Here is a 21,258-nt window from a genome sequence, read left to right as displayed (position 1 = left end):
CTAGCCTATCAAGGCGCGGACTCGCAGAGTCCACGCTACGTTGGGATTTTACCACCTTGTGCAAAGCCTTTTTAGGCAGTTGCTGTCGTAAAATCCATTATTAATAGCCCTTACCTGGCCGTTTGCAGCACCGCCTGGACCGCCGGTTTCGGCTGGTAATTGCGGTCAAACAGCAAGGGGTAGCTCGTGCGGCCCTTGATGGGCCAATCGTTCAGCCAGGAATCCGCGTCCGTGACGCCCCACAGCGTCACGCGGTCGATAACGTTGCGGTGCTTGCGAAACAGCGCAAACAGGTCGGCGTAGCGCTTGGTCAACTGCTGCTGCACCGAGTCGGGCAGGCCGGTGGTGTACACGTTGTATTTGGCATCGGCGGCGAAGGTTTCGGCAATGTCGGCGCCCTGGCGGCGGCTGGGGTTGGGCAGCACGTCGATGTCCAGCTCCGTAAAGTTGACCTTGCAGCCCAACTGTGAGAAGGCCACGATACTGGCCTCTACTTGCTCCAGGCTGGGTTTGGTGAGGCCGTAATGACCCTGCATGCCAATTGCATCTACCTTGATGCCCTTGGCCTGCAGGCTCTTCACCAGCTTGATGACGCCCGCCCGCTTTTCGGGCCGGTAGAGGCTGTAGTCGTTGTAGTAGAGTTCCGCTTTGGGGTCGGCCTTGCGGGCGTATTCAAAGGCCTTGGCGGCAAAATCCTCACCGATAATTTCCAGCCACTTGGTTTTGCGCAGGTCGCCTTGCTGGTCGTCGATGGCTTCGTTTACCACGTCCCATCCCGCAATTTTGCCCTTGTAGCGCCCCACCACCGTGTTGATGTGCTCTTCCAACCGCTTCAGCACCAGTTCCCGGCTGGCGGGTTTGCCGGCGGCGTCTTCAAACACCCACTTGGGCGTTTGCTGGTGCCACATCAGGGTGTGGCCGATGGTGAACATCTTGTTCTGCTGCCCGAAGGCCACGTAGTCGTCGGCGGGCTTGAAGTTGTACTGGTCGGGCTGCGGGTGCACGGCCTCCCACTTCAGCAGGTTTTCGGGACTGATGGTGTTGAACTGCTGCTTAATCAGGGCCGTGGATTTAGTATCCCGGCCGCTTATCTGGCGGTAGTTGAGAGCAGCTCCCACGTAAAAATCTTTCTTGAAGGCATCCTTCAATGGCCGGTCTGCCTTCGGTCCGAAACCGAGGCCAAGGCCGGCAAGCGTGAGGTATACGAGTGCTTTCTGGGGTTTCATAAATTGTTCTGAATGAGCGGCCGGCCGGGCACAAGCAACAGCCACCCCGAAGAATTCTTAGCGCAATTCCAGCATCACCACCGACTTTGGCGGCAGCTCTACGGCCAGCTTATCGCCACGCCTTTTGGCCCCTCCGAAGCTGGCCAGCTTCACGTTATTGGGCTTGTCGAAGGTGTTGTAATCGTTGATTTTGCCAGAGGTTAAAATCCGCCCGCTCACGTTTTTCCAGCTCACGCCGGCCAGTGTCGTTTCCAGCTTGAGGGCTTTATTCGGGTCCAGGTTGACCAGGGAAATGTGCACGGCGCCTTTGGCGTCTTTCGAGGCGGAGGCGTTCAGGGCCGGGATTTTCTCGTTGCCAAACGCGTAGTCCGGGCTGCTGAACTGCAGCGGCAGGTACTGCGCGTCCTGGTGCACCTGGTAGAGGTCAAAGACATGGTACGTGGGCGTGAGCAGCATCTTGTCCTTCTCCGTCAGGATGACGGCCTGCAGCACGTTCACGGCCTGGGCCAGGTTGGCGCCGCGCACCCGGTCGCAGTGGTTGTTGAAGATGTTCAGGGTGGTGCCGGCCACCAGCGCGTCGCGCAGCGAATTCTGCTGGTAGAGGAAGCCGGGGTTGGTGCCGGGCTCCACGTCGGTCCACACGCCCCACTCGTCCACGAGCAGCGCCACCTTTTTGTCTTTGTCGTACTTGTCCATGATGGCCGCGTGCTTGGTCACCACGGCTTCCATTTTCAGGCAGTTGCGCAGGGTGCTGAAGTACATGTCTTCGCCAAAACCAGTGGCCTTGCCTTTGCTGCCACTCCAGCTGCCGGTGGGCAGCGTGTACTGGTGCAGGGTGAGGCCCCACATCTGGTTGAGCGGGATGTTTTTCATGCACGTCTCCGTCCAGTGGGCGTCGTCACCGTTGGCACCGCTCACGATTTTCTTCAGCCCCGGCGAGGCCGGGTAGTTGTGGGCGAAGGTGGCATAGCGCTTGTACACGTCGGTGTAGTATTCGGCGGTCATGTTGCCGCCGCAGCCCCAGCTTTCGTTGCCGATGCCCCACCACGTCACTTTATAGGGTTCGGGGTGGCCGTTTTTGCGGCGCTCCAGCACCAGTGGGGTGTCGTCGTTGGAGTTGAGGTATTCCATCCAGCCGGCCATTTCCTGCACCGTGCCGCTGCCCACGTTGGCCGCTAAGTAGGGTTCGGTGCCGAGCAGGTTGCACAATTCCAGAAATTCGTGCGTACCAAAGCTGTTATCCTCCAAGTTATTGCCCCACCACATGTTTAGCATCTTGGGGCGCTGCGCGGTGGGGCCCACGCCGTCGCGCCAGTGGTAGGTGTCGGCGAAGCAGCCGCCGGGCCAGCGCAGGTTGGGCACCTTTATTTTTTTGAGCGCCTCCACAATGTCCATCCGAATGCGCCCCTGCTGCGGGGCTTTCGAGTCTTCATCGGCCCAAAAACCGCCGTAGATGCAACGGCCCAGGTGCTCGGCAAAGTGCCCGTAAATGTGCTTGCTGATTTGCAGCTTGGGGTCGCCGGCCTGCACGGTCATCTGCACGGTTTGGGCCGGGCTAGCAAACGGAACCGCCAAGCTTAAAGTGGCCAGGGCAGCCAGGTGTATGGGAAAGTTCATAAGAGGGCATGAAGTGGTGAGTGAAATACTGGCCATAAGCCAGTGTGTGGCATTCCAGCCGGCAAAGCAGCGTTCCGGCTCGCCGGCAGCCAGTGCCTGCGTCAAGCCAAGCCCCGCTCACCAACGGGCCCTGAGCTAGTGCCGAAACGCCGCTGCCGCCTGCTGGCAAGCGGGCGATGCAGGCCCGCCGCAGTCGGCAAAACATCCCCGGCCCGCCGCCTTGCTATTCCCACCACTTGGCGGCCGGCCGGTTCTGTTTTTGGCAGCTGAACGTCATGCTTCGGTTGCGTTCAGCATGACGTTCCTTTTATGTAATCAGAGTCTAGATGTACTGGTTGATAATAGCTTCCAGCCACTCCTGCTTACCGCTTTTGGGCGTGGGCTCACCGCTCTTGTGCGCAATCGTGCGCAGGTCTTCCAGTGTGAGGCCGCCGCGCGCAAACTCAGCGCCCTGGCCGGAGTCAAACGAGGCGTACCGCTCCCGGCGGAACTTGCGGTAAGGCGACTTCTCCAGGATGTCGTTGGCCACCACCAGGGCGCGGGCGAAGGTGTCCATGCCAGCAATGTGAGCGATGAAGATGTCCTCCAGGTCGGTGGAGTTGCGGCGGGTTTTTGCGTCGAAGTTGATGCCGCCGGGCGAGATGCCGCCGTGCTCCAGGATGATGAGCATGGACTCGGTCAGCTCGTTCAGGTTGTTGGGGAACTGGTCGGTGTCCCAGCCGTTCTGGTAGTCGCCGCGGTTGGCGTCGATGCTGCCGAGCAGGTTGGCGTCGGCGGCCACTTGCAGCTCGTGCTGGAAGGTGTGGCCGGCCAGCGTAGCGTGGTTCACTTCCAGGTTCAGCATGAAGTCCTTCTCTAGGCCGTGCTCCTTGAGAAAGCCGAGGACGGTGGCCGCGTCGAAGTCGTACTGGTGCTTGGTCGGCTCGGCCGGCTTGGGCTCGATGAAAAACTTGCCCGTAAAGCCCTGCTGGCGGGCATAGTCGCGGGCAATGGTCAGAAAGCGGGCCAGGTGGGCCTGTTCGCGCTTCATGTCGGTGTTCAGCAGGGTCATGTAGCCCTCGCGGCCGCCCCAGAACGTGTAGCCCTCGCCGCCCAACGCGATGGTCGCGTCGATGGCGTTTTTTACTTGCGTGGCGGCGTGGGCCACCACCTGGAAGTCGGGGTTGGTGCTGGCGCCGTTCATGTAGCGCGGGTGCGAAAACACGTTGGCCGTGCCCCAAAGTAGCTTCACGCCGCTGGCGGCCTGGTGCTCCTTGGCGTAGTCCACGATGGTGGCGAGGTTGCGCTCGTATTCGACCAGCGAGTCGCCTTCTTCCACCATGTCAATGTCGTGGAAGCAGTAGTAGGGCGTGCCGAGCTTGGTGAAAAACTCGAACGCAGCGTCCATCTTTTCCTTGGCGCGGCCGATGATTTCGTGGTGTGAATTCCAGGCAAACTGCTTGGTGCCGGGGCCGAACGGGTCGCCGCCGGTGCCGGTGAAGGTGTGCCAGTACGAAACGGCGAAGCGCAAATGCTCCTTCATCGTTTTGCCGGCTACCACGCGGTTCTCGTCGTACCATTTAAAGGAAAGCGGGTTGTCCGACTCTCGGCCTTCGTAGCGTACGGTGTCGATGCCCGTGAAAAATTCGGTTTTAGAAAGCGGGTTGTGTGACATGGGAAGTAGTGGTTGAAGTTGTAGGAATCTGAAGGGTAAGGGCCTGATGCCAACGGGCATAAGCGGCCTGATAGCGGATTTGTAGCTCCGGGGCAGGTGCCAGCGTGAGGATGCACTCCAGCCCACCGAACGCCTCAGCCGGGCTGGCAAAGATGCCCACTCCCACGCCCGCGCCCCGCGCCGCGCCCTGGGCCGCGTCGGTGTTGTAGAGCTCCAGCGTCAGGTTGCCGCAGTTCACAAAAGCCTCGCGGAAAACCGGGCTCAGGAACATGTTGGCGTTGCCGGCGCGCACGGTTTTTACCTGTACGCCCATGCTCCGCATGATGTTCAGGCCGTAAATAAGTGCGAACACAATGCCTTCCTGGGCGGCACGGAGCAGGTGGGCCAGCGAGTGCACATTAAAGTTTAAGCCCAGCAGCTCGGCATCGGCGGGCCGGTTTTCGAGGATGCGCTCCGCACCGTTTCCGAAGGGTAGAAACAGCAGCCCTTCGGCCCCGATGGGAGCTTGTGCTGCCAGCCGGTTCATCTGGTCGTAGGGCATTTCCCCCACTATTTTCCGAAGCCAGCTGTTCAGAATGCCCGTGCCGTTCATGCACATGAGCACGCCGTTACGGGGCTGCGCCGGGGTGTGATTCACGTGCACAAAGGCATTCACCCGCGATTGGGAGTCCGAGGCCGGGGCGTCGGTGATGCCGTAGACCACGCCGGAGGTACCTGCCGTAGCCGCGATTTCGCCGGGCTGCAGCACGTTCAGCGAAAAGGCGTTGTTGGGCTGGTCGCCGGCCCGGTAGCTGATGGGCGTGCCCGACGCCAGGCCCAGTTGCAAGGCCGCCTCACTGCTCACCTGGCCCTGCACCGAAAAGGTGTCCACTACCTCGGGCAGCAGGTCGGCGCTGATGCCGTAATAGTCCAGCAGCTCCTGGGCAATGGCCTGCTCCTTGAAGTTCCAAAACACGCCTTCTGACAAGCCGGAAACCGTGGTTTGCAGCCGGCCCGTGAGCTTGAAGGCGATGTAGTCACCCGGCAGCTGAATCTTGTGAATCCGGGCGTAAATCTCCGGCTCGTTCTCCTGCACCCACTTCAGTTTGGATGCGGTGAAGTTGCCAGGCGAGTTCAAAAAATTGCCTAGGCAGTACTCTTCTCCCAAGTCGGCAAAGGCTTGATTGCCCAACTCCACAGCCCGGCTATCGCACCAAATAATGGCGGGGCGCAGCACCTGCCCGCCTTTGTCAATCAAGACTAAGCCATGCATTTGGTACGTGATGCCGATGCCCGCCACTTGGTCGGGCTCGAAGCCATATTCGGCCTTTAGCTGGGCTGTGGCATTCACTACTTCCTGCCACCAGCGCTCGGGGTGCTGCTCGGCCCAGCCTTCCCGGGCCACGGTGATTTCCATCTCCTTTTTGGGAGAAATGGCGGCCGCCACGCACTGGCCCGTGCCGATGCTTAGCAGGGACGCTTTGATGGAAGAGCTACCGATATCGTAACCAAGGAGGTATTGCATGAGAAGGGCGAAAGCGTGTCTAAGTCAGAATGAAAGCAGCTCCACTACCTAGCGGTATCGTGAGGCGGGTTGTACTCGAAGGCATCCTATTGGCCAAGCGGGGCTCGCCGGCTAGTTCACTACCAGCTTGCCGGTGCTGAAGCCCTGCGCATCGTAGAGCTGCAGCAGGTAGAGGCCGGCCGCCGCGGGCAACTGCAGGTCGATGATGTCTTGGTGGCTCACGGCCCGGTCCTGTTGCAGGCGGCCCTGCAAGTCAAGCACGCGCAGCCGGGTGAGCTGGCCAGTGCCGCTAAGAGTGAAACGCCCATTAGTCGAGGGATTGGGAAAGATGCTGACGGCTGTGGCTTTCGACGCCTTTGGGCCTAGGGTGGTGCTTTGCACGTAGCTGCGCAGCCATACCAGGGCCGAGCGCTCGGTATTGTCGGCATTGGCGAGGTAGGCGCCCTGGGCGGTGCGCCAGTGGCCGGGGCGGTAGCCCCACATGGTGATGCCCCGCACGGCAGGGTGCGTCCAGAACACGGGGAACACCCGCTGGTATTCCAGCAGCTGCGCGTTGTCGTCCAGCGCCCCGGCGGCATTATTGCCGTCTATATCCATTTCCGTGATGTAGAGGGGCTTGCCAGCCGACGCCAGCGTGTTCAGGTTGGCTGTTAGGTTGGCGGCTGAAGTGGGGCGCGTCGAAAACGCGTGGCCCTGAATGCCCACGGCATCAATGAGGTTGCGGGCCACCAGCAGGTTGATGATGGCAAGGTAGCGCTGGGCGTTGGCGTTGCTGTTTTCCACGCTGTAGTCGTTGAGCATAAAGCGCGCGTTGGGGAAGTGCGTGCGGGCCAGCTGGAAAGCAGTGATTACCCAGTCCCAGCCCGTGACGCCGGCCCCGCCCAGGGCGTTGTAGTAGTTGCCGCAGCCGCTGCCGACGGTGTTGCCGCTGTTGGCACCAATCAGGGGCGGGTCGTTAGTGGGCTCGTTCACTACTTCCACTATATCCAGGTTGGGGTAGCGCGCGGCTACGGCGGCCATCCACTGATTGATTTCGATTAGCTGGTCGGCTGGCGAGAGGGTTTCCATCCACACCGGCTGCTGGCTGCCCCAGAGCAACACGTGCATGCGGAACGGAATGTTGCTGGTTTGGGCCAAGGCGTAGGCCGCGTCCAGCTCGGTCCAGTTGAAGGTGTTGCGGGTGCTTTCCACGATGCCCCATTTGCCCGCATTCTCGGGGGCCACCTGGTTCCAGTACACGTTGAAGAACGGCAGTTGCGCCTGGCTGTATATGCCCCCCAAGTACTTTGATTTGCCTGCCGCGATGGGCTGGCCCGTAGGCGTGAATGTGACGGGAGCCGTGGTGCTGCCCTGCGTGCCGGCATCCAGGTTGGCCGCGGTGAAGAACAGCCCGGTTTGGCCAAACACAAACTTGTCAAAATCTAGCCCGTCTTCCCGCGCCCCAATCTGGAACGTTTGGGTCAGGCTGCCCGCCCCCACGGTGTAGGTTATCGGCACCGTTCCATTGGCCGTAAACTTCGACAGGTTTACCCATTTCCACACACCGCTGGCGGCAGCTCCGCCGCCATCCACGGCCAGGTTCCCCGTGGTGTAGCCCACGCTGCTGAGGCCGTTAAGATTCACCCAGTCGGTGCCCGTGGCTACGCCTTTGGCCCCGAAGCCCCGCCCCGCAAAAAAGCTGTCGTCGTTGGCCGTGGCGGCCCCCACCCGAATGCGGGCGTACAGATCGTAGGTGCCGGCTCCCGGAAAGGTGAGGGTGTACGACAGCACCCGGTTGGCATTGCCGGGAAAGGCACCCCCACCCGAAATCGAGGCCACGTCGCTGAGCGACGTGACGTAGGTGATGGCCGGCGTGGAGCCCGTAGCCGCGATAGTGCGGGCGGCCCAGTCGCCTTGAGCGGCCCCCGCAATGGGGGTACCCGCCGAAACGCCGGTTTCGGCTTCGAACACCACCGGGGCGTTCTGGGCCTGGGCTGCCCGGGCACCCATGCATAGGGCTGCAGCGGCTAGAAAATGAGTAAAGGTGCGCATGGGTCTAAAGTTTTAACCGTGGGTAGCTGATTGTGACTTAGGTCTATCTGATGGAGAACAAGCTCTTGATGGCGGGGCATCAGAGTGAATGTCGAAGCGTGTTGATGATTGACTTCTAGAATAGATGCCCTGGTGTTTATGCTGGTAGTTTTTGACCAGGGCTACGGTATACAGAGTGGGGCATCCTCGGAAAAGACGGGTAAGACATGCAGGTCCAGTTACCGCCCAATGTCGCGCTCAACCCCATGTTTTTCGGAAGGAAAGGAGCGACAGATGAAGATGGAGAAGGGAAAAAACGGGATGTTGATTAGACTTAAAAGATTAGCGTTCAGTAGTAAATACAGAAGCTGGCAGGCCTTCTTTGTTGTAGAGGTTAGCCCCTTCAGGATTATCGGCCCAGGCGTAGCGCACCACGGTGGGGTTGGGCACCTGGTCGTTCCACACCACCACCTTGTTGCCTTCAATCCGGGCCTGGGCCCACACGAACTTCTTGTCCGGCCCAGCCACGGCAAACCCTTTCAGCGCACCGCCCCCCTTGGCTAAAAGGCCGCTGCCAGTGTCCGAAAATTTCAGCGTGACTTTGTTGCCAGCCCCCTGCATGCCCTGATATAGTGGACCGGAAGCAACCACTTTGGCGTCGCCGTAGGCCACTTTTTGGGCAGCCAGGGCCAAGCGGTGGCCGGGGGTTTGCTTATCCAGCGGGTGAATGTCATTCCACTCACCCACGTCCGTAATCACGGCCATGCCGGTGTGGGGCACGGCCAGGGTGCGGCGCTGGATGTCGCGCACGGCCGCCCAGCTGCTCTTGCTGGGTTCCGACTTCACGGCCATGAAGTTGGCCAGCTGCACGTAGAGGAACGACAGGTTGGGCTGCCTCAACTGCTTGCGCCAGTCGGCAATCAGGCTGGTCATCAGGGCTAGGTAGTCAGCCGGGTTGGCAGTGTTGCTTTCACCCTGGTACCAGAGCACGCCCTTGATGGCGTAGGGCAGCACCGGCGCAATCATGCCATTGTAGAGCCCGCCGGGCTGGTAATGAAAAGTGGTGGTGCCGGGAGTAGGCAGCATGGTGGCACCCAGCCGGTACTGCCAGGGACCGCGCAGGTCGAGGGTCTGGCCACCGGCCGTGAGCTGGTAGTTTTTGTCCTTGGTGAAGCCGCCGCGCCCGCCGTTGCTGATGAGGCGTACCACTACCACGTTCTTACCGGGCTTGAGCACCCCAGCCTTCACTTCGTACTTGCGAGGCGGGTACTGGTAGCTGGTGGTGCCCACCAGCTGGCCGTTGATGTAGGTCGAGTCGGCATCCACCAAAGTGCCCAGTTCCAGGCGAGCGGGCTGGCCGGTCATGGTGGCTGGCACGTCTACTTCTTTCCGAAACCACAGCACGCCGTTCACGGGGCCCAGCGGGGTCTGTTCGGCCCAGTAGCCGGGCACGTTCATGACGGCCCAGCTGCTGGCGTCGTAACTGGGAGCCGACCACTTTTGCTGGCCGCGCGCTTCGCCCAAGTCAGCCTGATACAGGCTCCTGTACCAATCTGCCACCGCGGCCCCCTCCCTCTGCCGGATGGCAGCTACTAGTGTGCTGTCCTTGTATTTGGCGGCCTGCTGCTCGTAGGTCGGAAACTGCTTTAGGGCCTCGGCGCTCAGCCAGGCCTGGGCCGGCGAGCCGCCAACGGCATCTTTGATGATGCCCACCGGCACCTGGTACTTGGCGTTGATTTCCTTGGCGAAGAAGTAAGCCACGCCCGAAAACTGCAGCACGGTCTGCGGGTCGGCAGCTATCCATTTGCCGCCGGTCAGGTCGGCCCGCGGGCCCTGAAAAGAATACGTCAGGGGCACTTCATACTGCCGGATGCGCGGGTTGGCCGCTTGGGCAATGACATCGGGGTACTTGTCGCGCAGGCGGCTCATGGGGGTTTCCATGTTCGACTGGCCCGAGCACAGCCACACGTCGCCCACCAGAATGTCCTTCACCTTAAGCTCATTGCTGGCCTTCAGGCTCATTTCATAGGGGCCGCCCGCCTTCATGGCCGGCAGCGTCACGCGCCACTGGCCATCGGTGCCGGTGATGGCCTGGTAGGTTTTGCCCAGGAAAGCGACGCTCACGGCTTCGCCGGGGCTGGCCCAGCCCCAGATGCGCACCGGCTGGTCGCGCTGCAGCACCATGCCGTTGCTCACCAGGCGCGGCAGGCGCACGGTGGCGGCGGCTTCGTGCACCGCCGTCACCGCCACCAACATAATAAAACCTAAGAGCTTGTTTTTCATCATTATAAAGAGCGAACGTCTTGAATGCGGTACCCTCTCATTAATAAGCCCCGATTTCGGAGTGAAATCGGGGCTTATTAATGAGAGTTATCAGTCAGAATCAGAGGCGATTAGTTGTAGCCAGGATTCTGGGTGATTTTGCCGCCGGTGCGGTCAATCTCCTGCTGCGGAATGGGGCGCAGCACGTGGAAATCCCGGATGTTAGCCGCCGCGGCCGAGCCGTAGGTGCCGTTGGGACGGTTCACCACGAGCGGAACCTTGGCTCTCACGCGCTCCACCAGCTTGCCGGTGCGCACCAGGTCATGCCAACGCATGTATTCGCCGGCCAGCTCGCGGCTGCGCTCGTCCAGAATGAAGTCAATGTTCAACTGAGAAGCCGTAATGGTCATCAGGTTCTTTCTGCCCACAGCGCCGGCGCGCTCGCGCACCGTGTTGATGTAGGCCACGGCCTGTGGCAGGTTGCCCATGTACATAAAGGCTTCGGCCGCAATTAGGTACGTTTCGGCAAAGCGGTACACGATAAAGGGCCGGGTCGAGGGGTTGTTAACGCCGGTGCGGTTCACGGCGTCGTACTTGTTCAGCACCGGGAAATATTCGGTGGTGTACTGGCTGGGCTGAATGACGCGGTACGGCGCCGGGGTACGGTTGGCAATGCGGGTGAGCGTAGCGGCCGGCAGCTCGCGGCCGGGATACCAGGCGGCAGTGTCGCCACGCACGGCAGTGGCTCTTCCGCCGTTGCTGCCGGGTGAGTTCACAGACCAAACGGTTTTAAACCACTTGTTGTAGCGCGTGTCGGTGGTGCGCAGCTGCGCGCCGGTTTCGCCGGACAGGATGTACGAATCGACCAGGTAAGGCGTGGGTACAAAGCGGGCAAAGGGGCGCCCGTTGGGAATATCGCGCGTCATGTTCGGCAGCAGGTCGTAGCGGCTGCGGAAGAAGAAGCTCGACTGATTAGCGCCCTGAAACTGAAATGGTTCCTGTTGGGTAAAGGTGGCGTCGGCGTTGAACTGGATGTTGAACAGCACCTCCTTGCCGTTTTCGTTGCCTTCGCGGTGCACGTCGGCCACGTCGGCTTCCAAGTCGATGCCGTAGGTGGCGCGGTTGTCGATGAGCTGCTTGGCAAACTGCGCCGCTTTGGCGTAGTCATCGGCCTGCCTGGCCGTGGAAGTGGCGCGGGTCAGGTGGGCCTTGGCCAGCATATGCAGGGCCAAGGCTTTGGTCACGCGGCCGGGCTGGGCGGCGCGGTCGGCGATGTTGGCCACGGCATCGTTAAGGTCGGCGATGATGGACGCATACACGGCGGCCACGGGAGCGCGCGCAATGTCCTTGGTGGGGGCTTCTATGAATTCCAGCATCAGGGGCACATCGCCGTAGTACTGCATCAGCAGGAAGTAGTAGTGCGCCCGCAGCAGCTTGGCTTCGGCTACTATTTGCTTCACCTGGGCTGGGGTCAGGCCCTGCACTGTGGCCGAGTACTTGAGTACACCGTTGGCGTTGTTGATGTAGCGGTACCAGTTCGACCACTGGTTGGTGGCTGCCGAGCTGGCCGCGGGCGTGAGGATGGCGGGGTTGTACTCGTCGAGGCCGGAGAGCGACTGGATGCCGCGCATGAACTCGTCGGTACCGGTCACGCCAAAGAACAGGCCTTCCTCGCCGCCGTAGGTGTTGCGCAGGCCGGAATACACGCCGGCCAAACCGGCTTGAATGCCCTGGGCTGTGCCCAGGAACGACGGCACCAGAATAGACCGGGGGTCTTCGTCAAGAATGTCTTTGTCGCAGCCGGTAGCGGCCAGCAGCAGGGACAGTCCCAAAACGGATAAAAACGATTTTTTCATATACAGGGTAGCGCGAAGCGCTGCGTTAAGGATGCGGCGATAAGGATTAGAAGCCCAGGTTGAGCCCGAACACGAAGGCCCGCGTGGCGGGCGTAGTCACGCCCCGGCCAGCGTTAGTGCTGGCGTTGGTGTTGAGGTTACCGTCGGTGAAGATGATGCCGGCATTGCCCGCGTTGGAAAAGCGCGACGAGTAGGACAGCGCGTCCGGGTCAATGGCTTTGTTCTTCTTGTAGAACTCCACCGGCGACCAGATGAAGGGGTTCTGGACTTGCACGTATACCCGGGCGTTGCCCAGTAAGGCCTTCTTGGCCCAGGCGGCGGGCAGGGAGTAGCCAAAGTCGATGCTGCGCACTTTCACGAAGGTGCCGTCCACGTATCCCAAAGTCTGGCTGTTCACGGGGAAGTCGCCGTTGCCCTGCCGGGGCTGGGGGAAGGCGTTGGTGGGGTTGGTGGGCGTCCAGTAGTCGAGGTTCACCTGGTTGCGGCGGCCTTCGAAGGTGGTGAAGTAGCCCGGGCCGAACAGCAGCGGGTCGACGATGGTGGCGCCCACGCGGGTGAGGGCCACCGCCGTCAGGTCGAAGCCCTTGAAGCGGAAGCGGTTGGTGAGACCGGCCTCAAATTTGGGCTGGCGGCTACCGATGATTTGGCGGTCGTTAGCGTTTAGGCGGCCGTCCTTGTTGAAGTCCTCGAGCTTAATCTGGCCGGGCACGGTGCCGTACTTCCGGGCCTCGTCCACTTCGTCGAGCTGCCAGATGCCGATTTTCTTGTAGTCGAAAATCACATACAGCGGCTGGCCGATAAAGCGCTGGTTGCTGATGTCGCTGCGCTCGTCGCCAGCGGCGTCTTTGCCTAGGCCCAGGTTCAGCACCTGCTCGCGGTTCACGGTGAAGTTCCAGTCGGTGGCCCATTCAAAGCCGCCGGGGGTGCGCACGTTCACCGTGGAAAGCGACAGTTCGACGCCGCGGTTCCGGGTTTCGCCGATGTTGCGGGTAAACGAGCCGTAGCCGCTGGCGGTGGGCAGAGCGTCGGGCAGCAGCAGGTCGCTGGTGCGCTGCTCGTACAGCTCCAGCGAACCGGACACGCGGTTGTTGAAGAAGCCGAAATCCAAGCCGAAGTTGGTCGTGGCGGTGTATTCCCAGCCCAGGTTGGGGTTGGGGATGGAGGCCGGAACGACTCCGGCCACGCCCAGGGTACCGAAGTTGTAGTAGCCGTTGCCGAGGCTCGACTGCAGCGAACCCAGCGTCTGGTAAGGGTTGACGGCGGTGCTGCCCACGCGGCCGTAGCTGGCGCGCAGCTTCAGGGCGCTAACCCATTCCCGGTCGCGCAGAAACGACTCGTTGGCCACGTTCCAGGCCACGGCAGCCGAGGGGAACGACTTGTACTTGTTGCCGGGTGCCAGGCGCGACGAGCCGTCCACGCGCAGGGTCAGCGTGGCCGAGTAGCGGTTGGCATAAGCATAGTTCACCCGGCCCATGTAGGAGATAATGTCGAACTGGCTCGAGCCGCTGCCCGCACTGCTGGGGGTGCCCGCACCCAAGTTATTGTCCAGCTGGTAGTTGGTGGGCAGGTTTAGCACCGAGGTCGAGAAGTTGTCGGTGCGGAACTCCTGGGCGCTGTAGAGGCCGGTGAAGTTCAAATCGTGCTGGCCGAAGGTGCGGTTGTACGTCAGCACGTTCTCGGCCAGCAGGTTGAAGGCCACACTTTGCGAGCGAAAGGCCGAGCTTGGGGCGCCGCCCCGGGCCGGCGTGTTGGAAGCGAAGAAGTTGCCGTTGTTCTCGGAGCGCGCGTCCAGGCCAATGTTGAGGCGGTAGTCGAGGCCCTTCAGGATGTTCACCTGCCCGTAGAGGCTGTTGAAGGTGCGCAGGCGGCGGTGCGATTCCTTGTGCGCGTCCTCGGTGTAAAACGTGAGAGGGTTGCCCAGGGCCGTGTCCAGGTTGGGGTACAGAATCGGAATGCCGTTGGCATCATAGGCCGACGCCAGCGGGCTGCCGGTCAGGATGGCGTTCATGATGTTTAGGCCCGGGTCGGCCTGGTTGATGAACGTGTTCAGGGTATTCAGGCCCACTTTCACGCGCTTGCCCACCTGCTGGTCCAGGGTGCCGCGCAACGAGTAGCGCTTGAGGCCCTGCACCGGCACCACGCCGGTTTCGTCGTAGTAGCCCAGCGAAGCCGAGTATTGGGTTTGCTCGGTGCCGCCGCTCAGGCCCAGCGAATGGTTTTGGAGGCGGCCGTTCTGGTACAGCAGGTCCTGGTAGTCGGTGCTGCGGCCGGCGGCGTAGTTCTCCCGCTCGTTAGCTGTCAAAAAGCCGGCGTTGGTGTTGGGGTTGAAGTTGGGGTTTTGGGCCTGGAAGGCTTGTAGTCGGAAGTTGTAGTATTGCTCGCCGTTTTGCAAGTCGAAGCGGCCAATGGGCTTTTTCACGCCATAGTACGCGCTGTAGGTGGCCCGGGGAGCGCCGGCCTTGCCGCGGCGAGTGGTGATGAGGATGACGCCGTTGGCGCCGCGGGCGCCGTAGATGGCCGTCGAGGAAGCGTCTTTCAGCACTTCCACCGACGTTAGGTCGTCCGGGTTCAGGTCGTTCAGGTTGCCGTCGTAGGGCACGCCGTCTACTACCAGCAGCGGGTCATTGCTGCCGGCAAACGAGCGGTTGCCGCGGATGCGGATAACCGGCGACTGGCCCGGCGAGCTGCTGGTGCTCGAAATGGTGACACCCGCCGCGCGGCCCTGCAGGGCCTGGCCCACGTTGGCCACCGGCACGTCGCGCAGGGCCTGCTCATTCACCGACGAGATGGCACCCGTCACCTGGCTTTTCTTCTGCACGCCGTAGCCCACCACCTGCACTTCGTTCAAGGCCTGGGCTTCGGTGGTCAGGCGGGCATCGGCGGTGCCGGAAGTGCCCACAGATATCTCCTTGCGCTCATAGCCAATGGAGCTGACCACCAGTGTGTTTTGACCCTCGGTCAGCGAAAGGCTATACACGCCCTCCGCGTTCGTGGTGGTGCCGATGGTGGTGCCTTTCACGATTACCGTGACGCCCGGCAGGGCCTCGCCGGTGTCCGAGGTAATCTTGCCCGTGACGGTGCGGCCGACCTGGGCCCACGCCGTGGCCGGCATCAGCCCGCCGGCCAGCAGCAAGCCAGCCGCCATAAGCTGCGCACAAAGCCGGACCTGGCACAGTGCAGATTTGATTAAATGTAGTCGCATAGTATTCGGTGGGTTTTGAGATTTGGTGAGAGGGGTGAGTTATTAAAAGCAAAGACTAAAAGCCAATGGAGTTGCCGCCGTCGACGGGCAGCGACACGCCGGTGATGTAGCGTGCGGCCGGCGAAGCCAGAAAAACGGCCGCGTAGCCAATGTCATCGGGCTGGCCAAAGCTGCCCATGGGCGTGCGCCGCATGGCGCGGTCGCGGCGGTCGGGGTCGGAGTCCATGGCCCTGCGGCTCATCTCGGTTTCGATAAAGCCGGGCGCAATGGCGTTCACCCGCACGCCCTGCGCCGAGAACTCCGAGGCCAGCACTTTTACCATGCCCTCCACCGCCGACTTCGAGGCAGCATAGGCTACCACCCGGTCGATGCCGTAGTAGGCGGCCATGGAGGAAATCATGAGGATGACACCTTTTTTGCGCGCCACCATGCGCTTGGCACATTCCCGGGTGAGGGCAAACACGGAGTGCAGGTTGGTGTGCAAAATGCGGCTAAATTCCTCATCCGTCACTTCCAGGGCAGGCTTTTTGAGGTTGATGCCGGCGTTGTTTACCAAAATATCCAGCGGCCCGTACGTGGCTTCTACCTGCGCCACGAGGCCTTCAATTAAAGTCAAGTCGGTGATGTCGTTCACGATGTATTGGGCCGATACGCCCAGCCCTTCCACGGCGTCACGCAATACTTCTTCGCGCCGTCCGGTGATGACCACCGTGGCACCGGCTTCAGTCATGCAGCGGGCTATTTCCAGGCCAATGCCGGTGCCACCGCCAGTTATCAGCGCCAGCTTGCCGTCTAGGGAAAACACATTGGCGGGCTCTGGATTAGCCGCGACCGCCGCACCGTTTGATTGTGAGAGGTTGTTCATATCGATAGTGCTTGCAGCGGTTTCTTACTTGAGTTGATAGAGGTCCACCAGGTTTTTGACTTCGGCCAGCGTGCGCGTGGGTGGCGTGAAGGGCGCCGGAATGGGCTGGCGTGCGTAAGTCTGGAAGTAGAGCACGCAGGCGTCGCGCCACCACAGGGCTTCCTGCCGCTGGATTTGGAGGCGGGACGTCACGTCGTTGTACAAGGCCGGGTCCACAGCGGGCTTCACGCTAGCCCAGCGCTGCTGCATCCAGGTCACGGAATCGGCCCCGGTGTAGTAGCGGTTCACCAGCTCGTTCCAGAGGGTGCGGCCGGTGGGCAGCGGCTGCTTCCAGCCCACGTGGTGGAACCAGAGCAGGTAGTTGGGCGGGCAGGTTTTGGGGTCGCCCCAGAGCTTTTGCACGCCGGGCGAGTACAGGGCCAGGGCATTGGAGCCGGTGGCGGTGCGGTTGAAGCCCAGGCCAAGCGAGTCGGCTTTGTGGTAGTACACCGAGGTCCAGTCGGGGCGGCCGGCCTGGGCCAGCCAGGGTTCGGGGCCGTAGTGAATGCTCTGGCCCATGATGTGGTGCAGGCCCAGGGGCGTGGTGTAGCGCACGTAGATGTCGCGCGACTTCGTCATCACGTCCACGATGGTGGCCACGGCCTTGGGCTCGGGGGTCAGCGTCATCTTGGCCCACTCGGTGGCGATGGCGGCCGAGGTCAGGTTGTAGTCCCAAGCCAGGCGGCCGAAGGCGTACCAGTTGGCCTGGCCCATGGGGTGGCCGGTCCAGTTGCGGTCGGAGCCAATGTTGGCCACGCCCGCGATGCCGCTGATGCGGTGCTGGTCGACGCTGCCGTCCACCACCTTGGCCACCGTGGAGCCGGCGCCTTTGGTTTGGGTATCGGCATCGAGGCATTCTTTGAACATAGGGGCCAGGTACACCAGGTGCGTGGCAAAGCCCAGGTACTCCTGCGTAATCTGCACTTCCAGCACCAAGGGCGTCTTGGGCATGGCCCCAAACAACGGATGGAAGGGCTCACGGGACTGAAAGTCAATCGGCCCGTTCTTCACCTGCACCAGCACCTTGGGCGAAAATTTCCCATCGAGCGGCTTGAACTCCTCGTAGGCTTCCTTGAACCGGTCGCCCTTGCTATTGGCTTTGTACACAAAGGCCCGCCACATCACAATGCCGTCGTGCTTGCCCAGCGCGTCGGCCAGCATGTTGGCGCCGTCGGCGTGGTTGCGGCCGTAGTCCTGCGGGCCGGGCTCGCCCTCGGAGTTGGCCTTGACCAGAAAGCCGCCGAAGTCGGGAATGACCTTATAAATCTCTTCGGTTTTGGCCGCCCACCACTGCTTCACCTGCGGGTCGAGCGGGTCGGAGGTTTTCAGGCCCCCAATAATTTTGGGCGCGGCCCAAAACACCGACAGGTACACCCGGATGCCATAAGGCCGAAACACGCCGGCCAGGGCCTTCACTTTCTGCAGGTACTCGGGCGTGAGGTAACGGGCGCTGGCATTCACGTTGTTGATGGTAACGCCGTTGATGCCAATGGAGGCGTTGGCGCGGGCATAGTCGGTATAGCGCGGGTCGAGGTTATTGGGCAGCTCGTACCATTTCCAGATAGAAGAACCCGCATAGCCGCGCTCCACGGTGCCGTTGGGGTTGTCCCAATGGTTGAGCATCCGGTACTGAATGCGCGGGCTGCTGGCCGTGGCCAGTTGAGCCACGGGCTGCCGCGTTTGCAGCTGGCGCAGCAGGGCGAACACGCCGTAGAGCACGCCAGCTTCGCTTCTTCCGGTCACCACCAAGTTGCGCCCTTGGGTTAAAATGCGGTAGCCGTCCTTGCTCTGGGCGGTTCCGGGAACGTTTGCGGTCGGGCTTACCAATAAAAGGATGCCGCGTTTTGTGCTCCCGGCCTCAGCCTTTGCCACCACTGGCACGGGCTGGCCCAAGAGCCCCTGCAAGCCGCGCTGCAGCTCCGAGGCGGCCGTTTTGAGCACGCTGGTGCGGCCATCGGCCGCAATGAATTGGGCAGCTTGCCGGTAAGCGTTGCGCTGGGCCACGTCCGTAATCAAATCGTATTTCAACCACAGCCGGTAGCCGTCGTCGGCCACGCTGCGGTGCGCGGCGGCAACGAATACCAGAAGAAGAAAAAGGAACCGGAAGGGCATGTCCGTGAAAATGGAAGGCTTAAGGGTGTAGCTGGGTTTCGGGCTGGCGGGTGGCGGCCGTCGCTTCGGCTTCCAGCCCCCGGCGGATGCCGTATTCCAGCCCCCGCAGCTCTGCCAACCCGCGCAGGCGGCCGATGGCGGAGTAGCCGGGGTAGGTTTTCTTCTTGAGGTCGTCGAGCATCTGGTGGCCGTGGTCGGGTCGCATGGGGATGGCAGCGCCGCCGTGCGCAGCGCGGCGCTGCTCTTCGAACACCAGTTCGCGCACCACGGCGTACATGTCCACGTCACCCGTCAGGTGGTCGGCTTCGAAAAAATTGCGGGGGTCAACCTCGCGCTTGGTGGCTCGCAGATGAATGAAGTGAATGCGCGGGCCAAACCGACGCGCAATCGCTGCCGGGTCGTTATCGGCTCGCACGCCCAACGAACCGGTGCAGAACGTGAGGCCGTTAGCCGGCACGTCGCAGGCGGCCATCAGCTGGGCGATGTCGGCTTCGGTGCTCACCACGCGGGGCAGGCCCAGTAATGGATAGGGTGGGTCGTCGGGATGTATGCAGAGGCCAATGCCGAGTTCCTCGGCCACGGGGGCTACTTCCCCGATAAAATAGTGCAAGTTTTGCCGCAACGCCGCTGCGTCAATGGCAGCGTACTCATCCAGTAGGGCCTGAAAGCCCGATAGCTCAAACGCTTCCTCGGAGCCAGGCAGGCCCAACAGCACCGTGTTGGTGAGGCTGGCTATTTCTTCGGCGCTCATTTGGGCAAATTGCTGCTGGGCTGCCTGGACCACGTCAGCGCCGTAATCGTTTGCAGCGCCAGGACGCTTCAAAATAAAGAGGTCGAACAGCGCGAAATCCTGCCACACAAAGCGTAGAGCCCGCGAGCCGTCGGGAAGCTCGTAGCTGAGGTTGGTGCGCGACCAATCCAGCACCGGCATGAAGTTGTAGCAAACCGTGCGGATGCCGCAGGCCGCCAAGTTGCGCAGCGAGGCTTTGTAGTTCTCTATATACAGCGCGCGGGAGGGACGGCCTTTTTTGATTTCTTCATGCACCGGCAGGCTTTCCACCACCGCCCAGTGCAGCGGCGAATGGGTGGTATTGCCGGCCTCAATCAGTTGCTGGCGAACTTGAATTTCCGGCACGGGCCACTCGGCTCCTACTGGAAGCTGATGCAGCGCCGTAACCACTCCCGTGCACCCGGCTTGCCGGATATCCAAGAGCGAAACGGGGTCGTGAGGACCGAACCAGCGCATGGTGTGCAACATGATACTTCCTATAATAGTACAATTTACTGACGCTCTAGATCAAACAGTTGCGTTGTGTTACCAAAATGCTCTCAAAGGCATATCTGCTGGGCTTATTATCGAAAGTACATTGGATAGCTTCTTTTCCAAGCCCAAAAAACTGTCCATACAACTTATTTTGGCCATAAAACTATCGGTAACCTTTCCGTAATCGATACCGATAGGTGATTTGGTACACTGGCCTTCCAAAAAATATTTTGTGTCTTACCTTTGAATACCTAGATAATGCAGGGGCATATGCTAAAAGCAGAACGTGCTCATTTATTTGTAAAACACAAAAAATATGGTGGCCTGCGTTAAATGCGGAATGAGCAACTCGGTAATGAAAGCCGGTTTCGTGCGGGGCCGCCAGCGCTTCCTATGCAAAGCATGTAACTACCACTTCACGGAAGAAAGGCCTGCCGGACTGCTTACAGAGCGCCGCCGCCGTCAAACCACCATAGGGGACGTAGCTAAGGCCGTGGGCGTAGCCTTGTCCACCGTTTCGCGGGCGCTGAACGGGAACACCGACATCAGTCCTACCACCCGCCAGGCCATCTTGGACATGGCCAAGCAAATGGACTACCACCCCAACCTGCTGGCCCAAAGTCTCAAAAGCCGCGAAACTCATACTCTGGGCGTAATTATTCCGGACATCGAGCGGCCGTTTTTTGCCAAAGTCGTCAGCGGCATTCAGGACGTCGCTTCCGAATCCGGTTACCGGGTTATGATTTGCCAGTCGAAGGAGTCGTACGAAACGGAAGTAAGTAACGTGCAGGCTTTAGTGGCCAGCCAAGTAGACGGGCTGCTCATTTGCCATTCCCGCGAAACCGAAAACTTCGACCACGTAAAACCTCAGGCCTGCCGTGGTATTCCGGTTGTGCATTTCGACCGGGTGAGCAACGAAGTGAATAGCGCGAAAGTCATTCTGGATGATTGGAATGGGGCCTACAACGTCACCGAGCACCTTATTCAACAAGGAGCCCGGCGCATCGCCATTCTGGCTGGTCCTGAATCGCTGCTCATCAGCCGTAATCGGTTGACCGGCTATCAGCACGCACTCAAACGACACCATTTGCCCTTGCGCCCGGAATATGAAGTGCACATCGAGTTTCAAACCGACGAGGCCGTCACTGCCCTCGATAAATGGCTCGCCCTGCCCGAGCCGCCCGATGCCATTTTCGCCATCAACTATACCAACGCCTTTGACCTACTGGTAGCTCTGAAAAAACGCGGCGTGCGCGTGCCCCAAGATATGGCAGTGGTTGGTTTTGGCGATGAGTTCATGGCTTCCATGATTGAACCGGGACTCACCACCGTAGACTTGCATCCTTACCGTATTGGGCAACAAGCAGCCCGCCTTTTTTTGGAGCAGGTGAAACAAAAGGAGTTTTTTCAGCCCCGCACGTTAGTCATTTCCGGCGATTTAATCATCCGGCAGTCGTCACTAAAAGGTCTGGGCGAATCGTTTCGGTTGTCTATTTAAAAAAGAGGACCAGTATAATTTATTGCCAAAACTGGTTCGGCACGGAAACGGCTCCTTCTGCAAAGCATAAACACCAATGCCTGCTAGTGGTCTGACAACTTAGTTTTGCGTTGTTACTTTGGTCAGGTCGGCGTACCTGTTTTTCAAGG

At 60.7% G+C, this 21,258-nt stretch carries 12 protein-coding genes and 1 pseudogene; 2 read left to right on the top strand and 11 right to left on the bottom strand.

Going from position 1 to position 21,258, the window contains the following annotated elements:
- Window positions 1–110: 110 nt before the first annotated feature.
- The 11 genes from IEW17_RS17845 to uxuA form a co-directional block, all read right to left on the bottom strand.
- Window positions 111–1,226 (bottom strand): endo-1,4-beta-xylanase, encoded by a 1,116-nt coding sequence (locus IEW17_RS17845; protein ID WP_188563422.1) that lies wholly within the window; start codon window positions 1,224–1,226, stop codon window positions 111–113.
- Window positions 1,227–1,283: 57 nt separating this feature from the next.
- Window positions 1,284–2,843, bottom strand: coding sequence for an alpha-N-arabinofuranosidase (locus IEW17_RS17840; protein WP_188563421.1), 1,560 nt, complete (start codon window positions 2,841–2,843; stop codon window positions 1,284–1,286).
- A gap of 322 nt (window positions 2,844–3,165) precedes the next feature.
- Window positions 3,166–4,497, bottom strand: coding sequence for a xylose isomerase (gene xylA, locus IEW17_RS17835; RefSeq protein ID WP_188563420.1), 1,332 nt, complete (start codon window positions 4,495–4,497; stop codon window positions 3,166–3,168).
- A complete protein-coding gene (locus IEW17_RS17830; protein ID WP_188563419.1) occupies window positions 4,475–6,001 on the bottom strand; it encodes a xylulokinase in 1,527 nt (508 codons plus the stop codon). Before IEW17_RS17830 ends, xylA begins: the two co-directional genes overlap by 23 nt.
- A gap of 111 nt (window positions 6,002–6,112) precedes the next feature.
- Window positions 6,113–8,032 carry an endo-1,4-beta-xylanase gene (locus IEW17_RS17825; protein ID WP_188563418.1) on the bottom strand — a complete coding sequence of 640 codons (1,920 nt, stop codon included), beginning with the start codon at window positions 8,030–8,032 and terminating at the stop codon, window positions 6,113–6,115.
- Window positions 8,033–8,353: 321 nt separating this feature from the next.
- Complete coding sequence (locus IEW17_RS17820; protein WP_308420633.1) at window positions 8,354–10,294, bottom strand: sialate O-acetylesterase; 1,941 nt, start codon at window positions 10,292–10,294, stop codon at window positions 8,354–8,356.
- Between the two features lie 110 nt (window positions 10,295–10,404).
- A complete protein-coding gene (locus IEW17_RS17815; protein ID WP_188563416.1) occupies window positions 10,405–12,129 on the bottom strand; it encodes a RagB/SusD family nutrient uptake outer membrane protein in 1,725 nt (574 codons plus the stop codon).
- A 46-nt stretch (window positions 12,130–12,175) separates the two neighbouring features.
- Window positions 12,176–15,274, bottom strand: coding sequence for a SusC/RagA family TonB-linked outer membrane protein (locus IEW17_RS17810; RefSeq protein WP_188563415.1), 3,099 nt, complete (start codon window positions 15,272–15,274; stop codon window positions 12,176–12,178).
- Window positions 15,275–15,386: 112 nt separating this feature from the next.
- Window positions 15,387–16,196 carry an SDR family NAD(P)-dependent oxidoreductase gene (locus tag IEW17_RS17805; RefSeq protein WP_188563414.1) on the bottom strand — a complete coding sequence of 270 codons (810 nt, stop codon included), beginning with the start codon at window positions 16,194–16,196 and terminating at the stop codon, window positions 15,387–15,389.
- Between the two features lie 24 nt (window positions 16,197–16,220).
- Window positions 16,221–18,347, bottom strand: a complete 2,127-nt coding sequence (locus IEW17_RS17800; protein ID WP_188563413.1) for an alpha-glucuronidase family glycosyl hydrolase — start codon at window positions 18,345–18,347, stop codon at window positions 16,221–16,223.
- Window positions 18,348–18,366: 19 nt separating this feature from the next.
- On the bottom strand, window positions 18,367–19,605 hold the full coding sequence (gene uxuA / locus IEW17_RS17795) for a mannonate dehydratase (protein WP_229749105.1): 1,239 nt from the start codon (window positions 19,603–19,605) through the stop codon (window positions 18,367–18,369).
- 322 nt (window positions 19,606–19,927) lie between these two features.
- Here uxuA and IEW17_RS21090 point away from each other — a divergent pair.
- A pseudogene (locus tag IEW17_RS21090) lies at window positions 19,928–20,032 on the top strand (IS1/IS1595 family N-terminal zinc-binding domain-containing protein); the annotation flags it as partial.
- Between the two features lie 18 nt (window positions 20,033–20,050).
- On the top strand, window positions 20,051–21,109 hold the full coding sequence (locus IEW17_RS17790) for a LacI family DNA-binding transcriptional regulator (protein ID WP_262891848.1): 1,059 nt from the start codon (window positions 20,051–20,053) through the stop codon (window positions 21,107–21,109).
- Window positions 21,110–21,258: the final 149 nt, after the last annotated feature.

Origin of the sequence: Hymenobacter frigidus, from assembly GCF_014640435.1 — a bacterium.
Lineage (GTDB): Bacteria > Bacteroidota > Bacteroidia > Cytophagales > Hymenobacteraceae > Hymenobacter > Hymenobacter frigidus.
Note: the sequence above shows the minus strand (reverse complement) of the source record. Positions and strands in the feature narration are given on the sequence as shown.